The organism is Streptomyces sp. NPDC003023, from assembly GCF_042888225.1.
Taxonomy (GTDB): domain Bacteria; phylum Actinomycetota; class Actinomycetes; order Streptomycetales; family Streptomycetaceae; genus Streptomyces.
This window is the reverse complement of the sequence record NZ_JBIAPL010000001.1, coordinates 688,120-701,774: the sequence shown is the minus strand read 5'-3', so window position 1 is coordinate 701,774 and position 13,655 is coordinate 688,120. Positions and strand designations below refer to the sequence as shown.

Sequence of the window (13,655 nt, the reverse complement as noted above, 5' to 3'; positions counted from 1 at the left end):
GCCGACACGCTGGATCGCCCCGGCTCGGCGGCGACGCCGCACTGACGCCATACCGTCCTCACGGACGCGGTCCGAAAGCCGGAGTCGCTCGACTTCCCGGTTCATCCCGGACAGGAAGCCCAGCAGCAGGTTCGGGCGTCGGCGGTGAATCAGCCGCGCCCCGCGGGTGTCGTCCGCCGGACATTGCCCGCTCACTCCCGCGTCCTCACGACTGGCATGGCGCACGTGGTGAGCTCGAGCGGTCGACGGAGTCTGCCGGTACTTCAACCGCCTCCTTTCCGGCCAAGGTCGCTTCGGCCACTGCCTGCCGCCGCTTCGTACCTCACCCGATCGGACCGAAGCCCGGCCTGGTTCCGGCACAACGGGGTAATCGGACCAGCTATGAACGCATTGGTGAGCGACGGCCCGCACCGCGCATCTCCCGCCCCCGTCGCCGGTGACGCGCCGGCCGGGGCCCTCACCGCTCGGCTCGGCGGATTCGGCGCCGACGCGAACGCCGGACAGACGCTGCTGCGGGGCCCGGTCAGGCCGGGGGCGCGGGGCAAAGGCAGTCGGCCGACCCGGCGCCGTGACGACTCTCGCGGCTGTCCCGCCAAAGACCTCGCTGAGGGGCAGCCGTGACGCGAACCTACCGCCGGGCCGCGGACTACGTGGCAGCCACCCTCATCTATCTCCGGGACAACCTGCTGCTGCGCGAGCCGCTGCGCCCCGAGCACCTCAAACCCAGGCTGCTCGGCCACTGGGGGTCGTGCCCGGGCATCACCATGGTGTACTCCGCGGTCAACACCCTCATCCGCGAGCGCGACGCTGACGTCCTGCTGGTGACCGGGCCCGGCCACGGCGCGCCCGCCAACCACGCCAACTTGTGGCTCGAGGGCACGCACGAGGAGTACGACCCCGCACTGACCCGAACCGAGCGGGGTCTGACCGAACTCGCCCGTCGCTACTGCGCCCCGGACGGCTTCCCCAGCCACCTCTCCCCCGCCGTGCCGGGAACGATCCACGAGGGTGGTGAACTCGGCTATGCGCTGGCCACCGCGTTCGGCGCGGCCTTCGACGCGCCGGACCGGCTGGTGGTGTGCATCGTCGGGGACGGTGAGGCGGAGACAGGGCCGACGGCCGGGGCATGGCACTCGTCCAAGTACCTCGACCCCGTGACCGGAGGCGCGGTGCTGCCCCTGCTGCACCTGAACGGCTACAAGATCTCCTCCCCGACGGTGTTCGCCACCATGCGGGACGACGATCTGACGGCGCTGTTCCGCGGCTACGGCTGGGATCCGCGCATCGTCGACGTCACGGGCGACCCGGACGGGGAGCCGGTCGCCGCCGCGGTGCGCGCCGCGCACACCGACATCCGTGACATCCAGGGGCGCGCCCGGGAGGGGCGGCCCCTGGAGCGCCCAAGGTGGCCGGTGATCGTGCTGCGAAGCCTCAAAGGGCAGGGAGCGCCGGCCGAGGTCGAGGGCAAGCGCATCGAGGGGACGTTCCACGCGCACCAAGTGCCGCTCGACGGTGTCCACGACGATCCCGTACAGCTCGCCGCCCTTGAGGCGTGGCTGCGGTCGTACCACCCCGAGGAGCTGTTCGACGAGGACGGGCGGCCGACGGCGGAGGTGCTGGGCGCCTGTCCTTCGGGTGAGCGGCGTGTCGGCATGCAGCGGGCCGCCGACGGCGGGCGGCTGCGCCGACCCCTCGACCTGCCGCCGCTGGAGCCGCACGCCGTCGACGTGGGCAGCGGGCCGGGAGGCGCGACGGCGAGCCCGGGCGAGGTGCTGGCGGGCTGGCTGACGGAGGTCATGCGCCGCACCGCCTCCAGCCGGGACTTCCGCATCATGTCCCCGGACGAACTGGCCTCCAACAAGCTGGACGGCGTGCTGCAGGCGACCGGCCGCGCCTGGGTCTGGCCCGTCGGGGAGTACGCGGAGGACCTGGCCCGGGACGGGCGGGTGATGGAGATCCTTTCGGAGCACAACTGCCAGGGCTGGCTGCAGGGCTATCTGCAGACCGGACGTCATGGGCTGTTCCCGACGTACGAGGCGTTCGCGTCCGTCGTCGACAGCATGGTCAACCAGTACGCGAAGTGGCTGAAGATGTCCCGCGAGGTGCCCTGGCGGGAACCCGTCAGCAGCCTCAACTACCTGCTGACCAGCGAGGGCTGGCGACAGGAGCACAACGGGTACAGCCACCAGGGGCCGGGCTTCATCAACAATGCGCTCACCAAGAAGTCCACCGTGACCGGCGTGTACCTGCCCCCCGACGCGAACACGCTGCTGGTCACCATGGAGCGGGTACTGCGGGACACGGGCCGAATCAATCTCGTCGTCGCCGGCAAGCACCCGGCGGCACAGTGGCTCGGCCTGGACGAGGCACGCGCGCACTGCGAGGCCGGCGCGTCCGCGTGGCGGTGGGCCTCGACCGACGACGGGCGGGACCCCGAAGTGGTGCTGGCATGCGCGGGTGGCATCCCGACCGTGGAAACACTGGCCGCGGCGGAACTGCTGCGCCGTGACCTGCCGGAGGCACGCGTGAGGGTCGTGAACATCGTCGACCTGTGCGCCCTCGCCCCGCCCGGCCGTCATCCGCACGGCATGCCGGACGCCGACTTCGACGCCCTGTTCGGCAGAGACCTTCCGGTGGTGGTCGACTTCCACGGCTATCCGTCTGCCGTGCACCACCTGCTGCACGGCAGACCCGACCCCGACCGGTTCCATGTACGCGGCTACGTCGAGGAGGGCACCACAACCACCCCGTACGACCTGCTCGCGAGCAACGGCGTCTCGCGTCACGATCTGGCGATCACGGCACTGGGACATCTACGGGGCCGCCCCGGCGTCGCCGGCGACCTGGCCGCCCGGTATGCGCTCCACCGGGACCGGCTGCGCGAGGAACTACGGCGCACCGGCGTCGACCCCGCAGAAATCACGGAGTGGACATGGAAGCCGTGAGCCACGGCAATCTGCTTGTCGTGGACGCAGGTTCGTCCAGCCTGCAGCTGACGGTGACGGACGGGGAGGGACGCGAACTCGGCGCCCGGCACATCGGTGAGGCTCCCGGCAGCGGGACGCAGGAGGCGATCACAGAACTCCTGCGCGATGTGCCGCCTGTGGCGGCGACCGGGCATCGCCTCGTCCACGGCGGGCCACGGCTGCTGAGGCCCGTCCTCGTCGACGACGCGGTCCGCGTGGAACTCGACGGTGCCGCAGACCTGGCCCCCCTGCACGTACCGCCCGCCCTCAGAGCCCTCGACGCCACGCGTCGGCTGTTGCCGGACATCCCGCACGTGGCATGCTTCGACACCGCCTTCCACGCAGAGCTCCCGGCGGCCGCCCGCACATACGGGCTGCCCTTGGACTGGACGGAGCGTCACGGGCTGCGTCGGTACGGGTTCCACGGTCTGTCGTACGCGTGGGCCCTGCGGCGGACCGCCGCGCTGCTGAAACGCCCGGCCGAACAGCTCCAGGTCGTGATCGCCCACCTTGGCGGCGGATGTTCGGCGTGCGCGGTGCGCGAGGGGCGAAGCGTCGACACAACGATGGGTTTCACGCCGCTGGAGGGCTTGGTGATGAGCAAGCGCAGCGGCAGCGTCGACCCAGGGCTCTTGTTGTGGCTGCAAACCTCTGCCGGCCTGTCCGCGGAGCGTTTGACGGAGGCTCTGAACCACGACTCGGGCCTGCTGGGCCTGTCCGGCACATCCGGCGACACCCGCGACCTCGTACGGGCCGCGGCGGGCGGCAGCCGGCGGGCTTCGCTGGCGCTCGACGTGTTCACCCTGGGGGCCCGGCGCGGGATCGCGAGCGTCGCGGCATCACTCGACCGCGTGGACGCACTGGCCTTCACCGGCGAGATCGGCTCCGACCAGCCGGAGGTACGGGAGGCGGTCTGCGCCGGCCTCGGCGCGCTCGGCGTCACCGGTGGACTGCGCGCCGAACCGGCGGAGCCTCACGCCGACGCCGTCGTCAGCGCGGCCGGAGCGAGCGTGCCCGTGCTGGTGATTCCGACGGGCGAGGGCCGTCAGATCGCCCTCGAAGTACGAGCGTTGCTGAATCGGGGGGACACGAAAGGAATTTGGACTGCGTGAGCAATCTGTTCTGCGGCAACAAGCAGTTGAAGGCGGTGAGTGATCAATGGTCGCCGCTTTCGGGGCGCTCGTCCTGCTGCAAGGCCACCAGTCCTGCCGGCGTCACCCGAGTCGCCAAACGGCGCCGGCAAGCGGTCGCAGGCGCATCCGTGGTCCTGATCGTGCTGGATGAAAACGTTGACGGCCTTGCTCCCCGCTTACAGGTGTGCGGCGATGGCCGGCATGAGGTCCTGGAACGTGCGCCCGTTCGCACATGCTCATCACGGCGGCGGCCGGGGCGGACGACGACGGCCACCGGGTCGTATACGGCTACCTCGCCGGCGGTGGGGGTGTCAGCGTCACCAGCTCGGCGTCGACCAGCTCCACCGGCACGAGCCCATCCCCGTGCCTTTCCTCGGCGTGGTCACTCGTCCACCGCCGCCTGGGCGTTGGACGCACCACTGTCGTCACTGCGTTCTGCGGCCGCAGCGCGGCGGCCCTTCTCCGCATGGGCCTGCTCCCGGCGCAGCCTTTCGCGGGCCTGCGCCACGTCTCGGGACGCCTCTTCGAGCCGGTCGAGCGCGCGCTCAAGAGCAGCGGCCGCCGCGGTGACGCCGGGGGCGGTCGTCGGCTCAGCCCCGGTATTCCGCTCCGCCTGGGCTCGGTCGGCGATGACGTTAGCCGTGTCGACGTCCAGGACGGCGGGAACACCGTTGATCATGCTGGTGACCTGCTGGTCGCCAGCCATGACCCCGTAGATCAGGCTCTGAGTCTTCCCGGATCCAGCGATGTAGAGGTGGCTCTCGCCGCGCTCCAGACGTGTGACCGCGTCGAGTTCCGCGCGCCATTTGTTCCGCAGGTCGTGGTGTTCCTCGGTCGACAGGCCCTTGTACCGGGCGATCGACTCGATGATTCCGTCCATGGTCTGACGGGTCGGCATGCGTTGTCCGCTGAGCGCATGCATGAAGGTGGAGCGGGCCAGCGGGCTGAACTGGGCGAGGTCACCGACCGGCCTGTCCTGCACGGTGTCCTGGACCAGGTCGCGGATTTGCTCGACGAAGGCAGCGACAATCGGGGCGGCTTCGTCGGAGATCGGTTTCATTGGGCGTCCGGGTCCGGCCATCACGCCTCCCCCTCCTCTAGCAGCACGCTTAGTAGTCTCGGTTTTTCCATGCTATTTTCCACGACACGAGAAAACTAGTCCAGCGCTTCGGCCCGACCTCGGGGGTCACCGTGTTTCTGCTCGCCGCTTCCGCCGACTCGTCCAGTGCCGCGTGGGTCGCGGTCGCTGCCCTGTCGGCCCTGGTGGTGTTCCTCGTCGGCTTCTTCGGCGCCCAGAAGCCCAAGCCGGTCGGCTTCGAACTCGGCTTCTATCCGGCGCTGTTCCTCGGGGCGGGCGGCGCCGGGATCACGTTCTTCGGCCTGGTCCAGGTCTTCAGCACGCTGCACCTTCTCTGACCGCGGCATCTCGTTGGCCGCGGCGGCCGCGGGCCTGAGGTAGCGGGCGAAACGCTGGTGGGCGGCCTGCTTGGCCCTGGTGTCCTATCTCTGACCCACGGTGCAAAGTAGCTGCGGCTGGCCTCCACTCTCCCGTTGCTACGTGCCCCGCTGGTTCGTTGGGCCGAACGAATAGTCGGCGGAGGGGGAGGGGTTCATGCGCCGGGAGTGGTCGCCCGAGGACGTTGTGGCGTGCTGGACGCCTGTGGGGAGCGACTGGGACCTGGTCGCGAACAAGGGGATCGCCGAGATACGGGTCAAAGGGGCAATGAGTTGATCTTTGAAGCCCTGAAGTGCGTCCAGGCTCACCCAGCGCTGTCGGCGTCCTCGGCGAGGATGCGGGCCAGACAGCTGTCGCAGGAGTCGGTGGGCTTGCGGTAGCCCTTCGGATACCGGCTCATGCCGGAGGCAGCGACCGGCCATCGCGACGCTTGGGCACCACCGCCGGGGCAGTGGTGCCGGAGCCGACCGTGACTCGACCAGTCTCCTCCTGACCAGGGCGATTGACCTTGCCCGGCTCGGGGATCAGCAGGTCACCGATCTCGCAGCCGAGGACGACGCAGACAACGTCCAGGTCCTCCAGCTTCAGTGAGACCGGCTGCCCGGACCACAGCCCGGACATCTTCCCGGCCGAGATCACCAGGCCGTGCTCCGCGAGGTTTCGCTGGAGCTCGGACGCCTTCCAGATGCCCTTGTTCGCGGCGGTCAGCCGCAGGTTCCACCTCATCGGACCAGTCCTTCCAGCCGCTTCGCGGCCCGCTCCATGCCGGCTGCCCAGGCGTCCTCGACCCGGGTTTGCTGCACGTGGATATAGCGCATCGTCGTGGCGATCCAGGAGTGTCCCAAGACCTCCTGGGTTGCGAGCAAGTCCAGTCCGTTTCCGTAGAGTTGGGACGCGCAGAAGTGCCGAAGGACGTGCGGCGTCAGCTTCTCGCCCCGCCCCGGCAGGCGAAGTGGCCGGTGATGCGGCGTCCGGTCAGGCCTGCGTACTGGGCGCTCCGCTTGAGCGCGCGACCGACACCGTCCGGCGACAGGCGTGTGGTGCCCATGTGGCCCCACTGGTCGACGGACAGGAACGCCGGTCCATCAGGGTCGGCGCCGGCGGTCAGCTTGGCTTCCTGCCACACCTTCCAGCAGCGCACCGGGCAGGTTGCGCAGTCCTCTCCGTAGGTGACGGGTACGTCCCGGGGTGGGCGGCCCTTCACGCTAGGGACGTGCACCTTCAATCCCTCCTCCACGGGCTGAATGTGCGGGTCGTCCAGTACGGACATCTCCTCATTGCGTCCGGCCACAGCGAACTTGAGCGAGTTGAGAGCCTGGTCCCGCAGCCGGGCCAGCTCCGGCACCCGCAGGACGACGCGCCGCCGGGGCGGTCGGCTCCGGCTGCCGCTCCAGCGGAGCGTTGGCCATCTTCCGGAGGTCGTCCGGGGTCGCGGCCGCGGCCTTGCCGCGGCCACGCTTCTGCCGGTCCTTGTCCAGCTTGAGCGGCTTCAGTGCCCTCCAGGCCGCCTCCGACGCCTCCTTGGGCACGGTGTGGCCGCGGCGGCGGGCTTCGGAGGCCGTCCCGATGAGGCGTCGTGTTCGGCGGCGCCTTGACCACCTGGTCCAGATACGTCACGAACGAGACGAAGGTGCCAACCGTGATGTCGCTGTTCGCCAAACGGGTGCCGGTCTGCTCGGTGAGCCAGTCGTGGAACTCACCCCAGATCACCCAGTCCCGGGCGTACCCGATTCGGGTCTTCCTGGGCCGGATTCGCTCCAGGTGTGCTGTGGCGTCCGTGTCCAGGGCGTGCAGCACGGCGGCCACCGGATCGAAGACGGCGACCGGTCGGCGCCGGGGGCGTCGTCCTCGACCAGCTCGGCGTCGACGACCTCGACATGTTCCAGCTCGGTCACTCGGCCCCGTTCCCTTCCTCGGGCTCCGGCTCGGCGTCCTTGCGGTACAACTCCAGGCCTTCGTTGTCCGGACCGACGGTGCCCTCCATGCGGTTGCGGACGTGTCCCGCCTCCCAGGAGCCGGAGCGGTTGCGCAGGACCTCCTCGATGCCGCCCTGCTCGGCGGCAACGGTGCACAGGGCGTGGGCGAGGAACTCGGCGACGTCGATGCCGTCGTCCAGGGCCTCGGTGATGGCGTCGGCGGCCCGGCGGGTCAGGTCGTCGATGGCGGTCAGCCTCTCGTTGGCGGAGGGGACGGCGGAGGGATCGCTCAGCACCGTGCCGGGCGGTTGTTCGTGGTGGGTCTACTCCGTGCGCAAGGCGGCAGCCGTCGGCATCCGGGCCGCCCACCGGGCCGGCAGCAGCGCGCCGAGGATCGCGATGGCCAGCCCGCCCAGGCCAAGGAGTGCCAGTTCCGGCGCCTGATACACGGCGATCACCGTGTCCGGGAGGCGCAGCCCCGCGCTGTCGCCCATGGCGGGCATCACCCAGCCGTGCAGGGCCACCCCGAGGGGTACTCCGAGGGCGCCGCCGGCCAGGCCGGTCAGCGTGACCGAGGTGAGGACCATGCTGGTGGTCTGGCGCGGCGTCATGCCGAGTGCCTTGTGAATGCCCAGCTCCCGGACTCGCTCGCGGGTGTCGAGGAGTACACCGTTGAGTACACCGAGGGCGGCGACTGCTACGAGCATCAGGGTCAGCAGAGCGGACAGGGAGTTGAGCGTGACGATCATCTCGCTGCTGCCCTCGGAGCCGCCTACGTCGGCGGTCAGGCCCAGCGGGCGCAGCTCCTTGTTCAGGGCCGCCGTGTAACTGCCCGCATCCGTACCCGGCTTGACCGCGATGTGGTGGCCGGTGGGAATGAGGCCGGGCTCGGCGGACTTCAGCGTGGCGGCGTCCGTGAGGACCTGCATGCCGTCGTAGCGGGGGTCGAGGACCTCGCCCACGATCCGCACCGTGACGGGCGCCCGGCGTCCGTTGAGGGTGATGACGTCGCCCACGTGCTGTCCGGTCGCGGTGAGGAATCCGGTCGGTACCACGGCCTCACCGGGCTCTTTGAGCCAGCGGCCGCTGACCATCGCGTACCCGGCCCATGAGGCGTCACCAGTGAACGCGGTGACCCGGGTCGAGCCGGAGACCCCGGCGACCGTCACCGAGGTGGTCGCCGTGCCGAAGTGCGCCCGGGTGCCGGGCTGCTGTCCGACCACCTTGCTCGGGTCCGCCCGGGCCTTCTTCTCCTCGTCCTGGAACGGCGGATGGAGCACGCCGATCGTGACATCCGCGGCGTCATGGTCGCGCGCGGCCATCACCTCGCCGAGCGAGGAACCCAGGCCCACCGTGAAGGTGACGGCGATGGCGCCGAACACGATCGCCGTGCCCATGGCCAGCGTGCGGGCGGGCCGCGCGAAGGGCCGGGTCAGACCGAGCGCGACCGGACGGGACACCGGCAGCCGTGCCGCCAGGCGTGCCGCCCACCGGCCGCGGCGCGCCTGCTGTGCGCGGCCGGTGGCGAGCGCCTCGACGGTACGCAGCCGGCCCGCCCGCCAGGCGCAGGCGCACGCGGTCGCGGCCACGAGCCCGAGCACCCCGGCGATCACGGCCGCATCCAACCACGGTTCGACCCCCGACCCGCTTGCACCGTACGCCTCTTCGGCCTCGGACAGGATCGGGACGGCCAGGAGTTGGCCCGCCACGGCACCGAGGGCCGCGCCCGCGAGCGTCGGCAGCAGGGCCTGGCCCAGGTAGGCGCGTACGACCTGGGCAGGGGTGAAACCGATCGCCTTGAGGATGCCGATCCGGCGGGTGGCCGAGCCGACAGTGGCCGCCACCACATTGCCCACGATGAGCACCGACATGACCAGACCGAGCACTCCGAAAGCCATCAGGAAAGGGATGTAGAGCGCGGTGTCGCGTTCAGCACTCTTCTTTACGGTGAGCCATGACTGGGATCCGGCGACTGCCGTCGCGGGAAACTGCCCGGTCACCGCCTCGTGGCCGGCCGTGACCTGGGCAGCGGTGTCCGCCGCCGCGAAGCGGTACAGCATCTGGCGGCCGTTCGGCTGCCCGTGCGGCGTGAGCGCGGTGAGCTGGGCCGGGGTGACCCAGGCGTCGGCGGTGCCGGTTGCCGAGCGGGCCGCGCCGACCACCTTGAGGGCCGGTGAGCCGGGCAGATCGGGGAAGGTGACCTGCTGGCCGATGACCGAGGAGCTCCAGCCGCCGGCCGGCAGCACGATCTCACCCTGGCCAAAGGCCCATCGGCCTGCGGTCAGCGAGAGGCGGTCGACGGCTCCGCCCGGCTCGGCCCGTCCGACCACGGTCATCGGCGGCTCGGGCAAATCGTCGAAGAAGCGCGGGGTGAGCGTCGTCGTACGGAAGGGTCCGGCTGCCGCAGTCACCCCGGAGGCGTCGCCGGTGGCCCGGAGCTCGGCGTCGGTGGCACCCGGCGCGTACTGGACGGACAGATGCGCACCGTCCTGCCGTGCGAACGCGTCGTCGAACGGCCCGCTGGACGCCACGAGCAGCGACCCGGCGAGCACGGACGAGGCCACCGCCATCAGCGCGGCGAGCGCGATCACCATGGTCTGCACTCGGCGCCGCCCTACCCCGGAGCGGACGACACGGCTCAGGACGCCGGCACGACTGCGGAACGACCCTCGGCTTGACCTGCTCAACGGGTCGCCTCCGCCCGGGAGTTCGTGGTGCCCGCGGCGATCCGGCCGTCGGCTAGGTGGATCGTTCGGGTCGTGCACGCCTGGGCGAGGGCCTCGTCGTGGGTGACCAGGACGACGGTCTGGCCGTCGGCGTGCAGCTCGCGCAGCAGCGCGCTGACGTCGTTGCCGGACGCCGAGTCCAGCGCTCCGGTCGGCTCATCGGCAAGGAGCAGCGGCGGTCGGTTCATCAACGCCCTTGCCACGGCAACACGTTGACGCTCACCACCGGACAGTCGGCCCGGATGGGCGCCGGCGTGCCGGTCGATGCCCAGGGTCTCCAGGAGCTCCGCCGCCCGCCGGTGCGCCGTGCCGCGCGCCATGCCCGCGAGCTGGGCGGGCAGCATCACGTTGTCGGCGACGGTCAGGTCGTCGAGGAGATGGAAGAACTGGAACACCATCCCGATCTTGGCCCGCCGGAAGCGGGCCGCCGCCGCTTCACCGAGCGCGTCGACCCGTACGCCGTCCACGGTGACCGTGCCCGCATCCGGCCGGTCCAGGCCCGCGATCAGATTGAGCAGCGTGGACTTGCCGCTACCCGACGGCCCGAGGATCGCGACGGCCTCACCGGCTGGCACGGTCAGGGAGGCGTCCTGCAGAGCGGGCGGTCCGTCCGAGGCCGAGTCGTAGCGACGGCTCACGTCGCGCAGCTCGATCACTGGCGTGGTGGGCATGGGGTTCTCCTCGGGTCCGTACGTTCTGCCCGGCTGGGCCCGACCGACGCTAGGAGCGGGCAGGGCCGCGCCGCGTCAGCAGCCGGAGCCATATCGGCGGATCGCGAGGACGACATCCCGGCGAGGGTCCTCCTTGAGAAGTAGTCGTGCGGCGTACGCGGGTGATCTGCGGGAATGATGTGGGGCGCGGCGGCGGTCGGCGACAATGAATCGATGAGCACAGCGTCCGTGGCAGCCCGCCTGAGCGACGGCGTCGCCCTGCTGCGGCACCCGACCGGCCCACTGCCCCGCCCCACCCGGCGCAGTCAGATCTTCGACGTGCTGCTCGCGCTGGCCTTCGGCACCCACGTACTCCAATGGGCCGTGAACAACGGCCCGGACCAGCTGCGCGCCTCGCCCGACGGCATCGCTACGCTCGTGCTCGGGTCGGAACTGGGCATCGGGATCACTGTGGTGGCGCTCACGGTGCTTGCCTGGGCGCCCCTCGTCCTGCGCCGCCGGTATCCACTGGCAGTGCTGTGGACCGTGACGGCCGCGGCCTCGATGACGCCGCACAGTGCGCAGCGGATCACGTTCTACGCAATCGTCATCGCCGCCTATACGGCCGCCGTCTACAGCCCTTACCGGGCCGCCACCCTGCTCAGCCTGCCGGTGACCGTGTTCACCATCGGCACAGACGAGCACACCCGCATCATGGGCGCGACGACGTCACCGCCCATCGTCCCCACCCAGTACGTCCCCCTCCTCATCCTCATCCCGCTGATCTTCGCGGCGAATGGCATGCGCACCTGGAAGCTGCGTACCGCAGAAAGCCAGGGCCGGGTGTCGGCCCTGGAGCGCGAACGCGCCGAGGAGCTGCGCCGCGCCACCGAGCAGGAGCGAGCTCGCATCGCCCGCGAGCTCCATGACGTCGTCACCCACAACGTCAGCATGATGACCATCCAGGCGGGCGCCGCCCGCAAGGTCATGGACCTCGCCCCCGACGAGGCCCGCGAGGCGCTCCTCGCCGTCGAGGCGGCCGGCCGCTCGGCACTGACCGAACTGCGCCACACCATGGGCCTGCTCACCATGAACGACCCGCAGGACCCCGACCAACCAGCCGCCCCCGACCTCGCCCCACAGCCGGGCCTCGACCAGCTGGACTCCCTCGTCGACCGCATGCGCCACACCGGAGTGCCCGTCACCCTCACCACGTCCGGGACCCCGCGCGACGTTCCCTCCGGCGTCGGCCTCGCCGTCTACCGCGTCATCCAGGAAGCCCTGACCAACACCGTCAAGCACGCCCATGGGGCGCAGGCGAACGTGAGCGTCGACTACGCCGACGACCACCTGAAGGTCGAGATCACCGACACCGGCGGCACGCCCTCCGCCGCCGCGGCCACCGGCAACGGCCGCGGCCTGCTCGGCCTGCGCGAGCGCCTGTCCGTCTACGACGGCACCCTGCACACCGGACGCCGCCTGACCGGCGGCTACCGCGTCAAGGCCCACATCCCCCTGACCTCTCTGGAGACCGTGTGAGTGCCCCCCTGCGCGTGGTGGTCGCCGACGACCAGGCACTCGTCCGCACCGGATTCCGCCTGATCCTCATGGCCGACGGCATCGATGTGGTCGCCGAGGCGGCCAACGGGGAAGAGGCCGTCGAGGCGGTCCTGCGCACCCGCCCCGACGTCGTCCTGATGGACATCCGGATGCCCGAGCTGGATGGCCTGGAGGCCACCCGCCGCATTCTCACCGGCGCCCCCGACGCACCCCGCGTGATCATGCTGACCACGTTCGACCTCGACGACCTCGTCTACGCCGCGCTCGCCGCCGGAGCCAGCGGCTTCCTGCTCAAGGACGTCACCCCCGAGCACCTGGTCGCCGCCGTCCGCCTGGTCCGCACCGGCGACGCCCTGCTCGCCCCGACCATCACCCGCCGCCTCGTCGAGCGCCACGCCCACACCACCCCGCCCGCCCCCAACACCACTGCACACCGCGATTTGCAAACCCTCACCCCACGCGAACTGGAAGTCCTGCAGCTACTGGCCCAGGGCCTGAGCAACGCCGAACTCGCCGAGCGTCTCTACCTGTCCGAGACGACCGTGAAAACCCACGTCGGCCGCATCCTCGCCAAACTCCAACTCCGCGACCGCGTCCAGGCCGTGGTCACCGCCTACGAAACCGGACTGGTCAGCCCCAAGACGGCCGGGTGAGCGTCACCGGCCGCCTGAAACAGCGCACCTTCGACGACAAGGAAGGCATCCGCCGCACCGTCGTCGAGATCGACGCCGCGGAGATCGCCGCCTCCCTGACGTACGCGAGAGCGACCGTCACCAAGACCTACCGCCCCGGCAGCTCCGCCACCGCGCCCCGCTCCGCCACCACGGACACCGGTCAGGCCCAGCCCGCGGCCCCCGCCGAAACCCACCCGTTCTGATGGTCACAGACGCCACGGCACGATTCCGGCGCATTCCGGTAGCCCCGACCAGGGCTTCAACGGGTTCAAGATCACCCCATGGCTCCTGTTGGGCTTACCTGGGTCATGCCCCGTGGACCGTCGTGGCACCGCCACTGCCGTGTGGACCGGTATGCCCGACGTGTTGACCCTGGATGACGCCGGTGGCCGGCTGATGGTTGCCGTCCGCCGCGGGTGCTTGTTCCTTCATCGCCCTGGCCTCGCTCTTGAGGATGCGTGCCGCCTTGCCCGCGTTGCGGGCCAGGTCAGGGAGCTTCTTCGCGCCGAACACGATGAGGATGACGATCAGGAGTATCGCGAGCTCGCTGAGTCCTAGCACCGGATTTCGCCTT

General features: G+C 70.6%; 14 protein-coding genes and 1 pseudogene. 6 read left to right on the top strand and 9 right to left on the bottom strand.

The window, feature by feature from the left end; translation table 11 throughout:
• The first annotated feature begins 617 nt into the window (after positions 1-617).
• Together ACFYV1_RS02790 and ACFYV1_RS02785 are read left to right on the top strand one after the other, a co-directional pair.
• Positions 618-2,945: a phosphoketolase family protein gene (locus ACFYV1_RS02790; protein ID WP_389393535.1), complete on the top strand. Its 2,328-nt coding sequence runs from the start codon at positions 618-620 to the stop codon at positions 2,943-2,945.
• Positions 2,933-4,078, top strand: a complete 1,146-nt coding sequence (locus ACFYV1_RS02785; RefSeq protein WP_389393534.1) for an acetate/propionate family kinase — start codon at positions 2,933-2,935, stop codon at positions 4,076-4,078. Before ACFYV1_RS02790 ends, ACFYV1_RS02785 begins: the two co-directional genes overlap by 13 nt.
• Positions 4,079-4,481: 403 nt before the next feature.
• Here the strand turns inward: ACFYV1_RS02785 and ACFYV1_RS02780 are convergent, their stop codons facing one another.
• The gene (locus tag ACFYV1_RS02780; protein ID WP_389393533.1) at positions 4,482-5,180 is read right to left on the bottom strand and encodes a hypothetical protein; all 699 of its coding nucleotides are present in this window, start codon (positions 5,178-5,180) and stop codon (positions 4,482-4,484) included.
• Between the two features lie 110 nt (positions 5,181-5,290).
• On the opposite strand from ACFYV1_RS02780, the gene ACFYV1_RS02775 reads away from it, so the two are divergent.
• The gene (locus tag ACFYV1_RS02775) at positions 5,291-5,515 is read left to right on the top strand and encodes a hypothetical protein (protein WP_389393532.1); all 225 of its coding nucleotides are present in this window, start codon (positions 5,291-5,293) and stop codon (positions 5,513-5,515) included.
• A 436-nt stretch (positions 5,516-5,951) separates the two neighbouring features.
• Here ACFYV1_RS02775 and ACFYV1_RS02770 read toward each other — a convergent pair whose 3' ends face one another.
• From ACFYV1_RS02770 to ACFYV1_RS02740, 7 genes and pseudogenes are all read right to left on the bottom strand, one after another.
• The gene (locus ACFYV1_RS02770; RefSeq protein ID WP_389393531.1) at positions 5,952-6,281 is read right to left on the bottom strand and encodes a helix-turn-helix domain-containing protein; all 330 of its coding nucleotides are present in this window, start codon (positions 6,279-6,281) and stop codon (positions 5,952-5,954) included.
• The gene (locus ACFYV1_RS02765; protein ID WP_389394618.1) at positions 6,278-6,400 is read right to left on the bottom strand and encodes a hypothetical protein; all 123 of its coding nucleotides are present in this window, start codon (positions 6,398-6,400) and stop codon (positions 6,278-6,280) included. Before ACFYV1_RS02765 ends, ACFYV1_RS02770 begins: the two co-directional genes overlap by 4 nt.
• Before the next feature lie 9 nt (positions 6,401-6,409).
• Positions 6,410-6,481: pseudogene (locus ACFYV1_RS02760) on the bottom strand (integrase); the annotation flags it as partial.
• Positions 6,478-6,900, bottom strand: coding sequence for a hypothetical protein (locus ACFYV1_RS02755; protein WP_389394617.1), 423 nt, complete (start codon positions 6,898-6,900; stop codon positions 6,478-6,480). The gene ACFYV1_RS02755 and the pseudogene ACFYV1_RS02760, both read right to left, overlap by 4 nt.
• Positions 6,901-7,446: 546 nt before the next feature.
• Positions 7,447-7,767 carry a hypothetical protein gene (locus ACFYV1_RS02750; protein WP_389393530.1) on the bottom strand — a complete coding sequence of 107 codons (321 nt, stop codon included), beginning with the start codon at positions 7,765-7,767 and terminating at the stop codon, positions 7,447-7,449.
• A gap of 27 nt (positions 7,768-7,794) precedes the next feature.
• Positions 7,795-10,065: an FtsX-like permease family protein gene (locus ACFYV1_RS02745; RefSeq protein WP_389394551.1), complete on the bottom strand. Its 2,271-nt coding sequence runs from the start codon at positions 10,063-10,065 to the stop codon at positions 7,795-7,797.
• Positions 10,066-10,154: 89 nt separating this feature from the next.
• On the bottom strand, positions 10,155-10,868 hold the full coding sequence (locus tag ACFYV1_RS02740) for an ABC transporter ATP-binding protein (RefSeq protein WP_389393529.1): 714 nt from the start codon (positions 10,866-10,868) through the stop codon (positions 10,155-10,157).
• A 213-nt stretch (positions 10,869-11,081) separates the two neighbouring features.
• Here ACFYV1_RS02740 and ACFYV1_RS02735 point away from each other — a divergent pair, with 213 nt between their 5' ends.
• Genes ACFYV1_RS02735 through ACFYV1_RS02725 form a run of 3 tightly spaced genes read left to right on the top strand, consistent with a single transcriptional unit; the run spans position 11,082 to position 13,284 of the window.
• The gene (locus tag ACFYV1_RS02735; RefSeq protein WP_389393528.1) at positions 11,082-12,386 is read left to right on the top strand and encodes a sensor histidine kinase; all 1,305 of its coding nucleotides are present in this window, start codon (positions 11,082-11,084) and stop codon (positions 12,384-12,386) included.
• On the top strand, positions 12,383-13,060 hold the full coding sequence (locus ACFYV1_RS02730) for a response regulator transcription factor (RefSeq protein WP_050371942.1): 678 nt from the start codon (positions 12,383-12,385) through the stop codon (positions 13,058-13,060). Before ACFYV1_RS02735 ends, ACFYV1_RS02730 begins: the two co-directional genes overlap by 4 nt.
• Positions 13,057-13,284 carry a hypothetical protein gene (locus ACFYV1_RS02725; RefSeq protein ID WP_389393527.1) on the top strand — a complete coding sequence of 76 codons (228 nt, stop codon included), beginning with the start codon at positions 13,057-13,059 and terminating at the stop codon, positions 13,282-13,284. The genes ACFYV1_RS02730 and ACFYV1_RS02725 overlap by 4 nt, the downstream gene beginning before the upstream one ends.
• Before the next feature lie 103 nt (positions 13,285-13,387).
• Here the strand turns inward: ACFYV1_RS02725 and tatA are convergent, their stop codons facing one another.
• The gene (tatA, locus tag ACFYV1_RS02720; protein WP_389393526.1) at positions 13,388-13,642 is read right to left on the bottom strand and encodes a twin-arginine translocase TatA/TatE family subunit; all 255 of its coding nucleotides are present in this window, start codon (positions 13,640-13,642) and stop codon (positions 13,388-13,390) included.
• Positions 13,643-13,655: the final 13 nt, after the last annotated feature.

What these genes read in the sequence shown, in the direction of transcription:
- ACFYV1_RS02785 (WP_389393534.1), top strand. Translation starts at nt 2,933, where the DNA reads ATGGAAGCCGTGAGCCACGGCAATCTGCTTGTCGTGGACGCAGGTTCG.
- ACFYV1_RS02780 (WP_389393533.1), bottom strand. Translation starts at nt 5,180, where the DNA reads ATGGCCGGACCCGGACGCCCAATGAAACCGATCTCCGACGAAGCCGCC.
- ACFYV1_RS02770 (WP_389393531.1), bottom strand. Translation starts at nt 6,281, where the DNA reads ATGAGGTGGAACCTGCGGCTGACCGCCGCGAACAAGGGCATCTGGAAG.
- ACFYV1_RS02745 (WP_389394551.1), bottom strand. Translation starts at nt 10,065, where the DNA reads ATGGTGATCGCGCTCGCCGCGCTGATGGCGGTGGCCTCGTCCGTGCTC.
- ACFYV1_RS02740 (WP_389393529.1), bottom strand. Translation starts at nt 10,868, where the DNA reads ATGCCCACCACGCCAGTGATCGAGCTGCGCGACGTGAGCCGTCGCTAC.
- ACFYV1_RS02735 (WP_389393528.1), top strand. Translation starts at nt 11,082, where the DNA reads ATGAGCACAGCGTCCGTGGCAGCCCGCCTGAGCGACGGCGTCGCCCTG.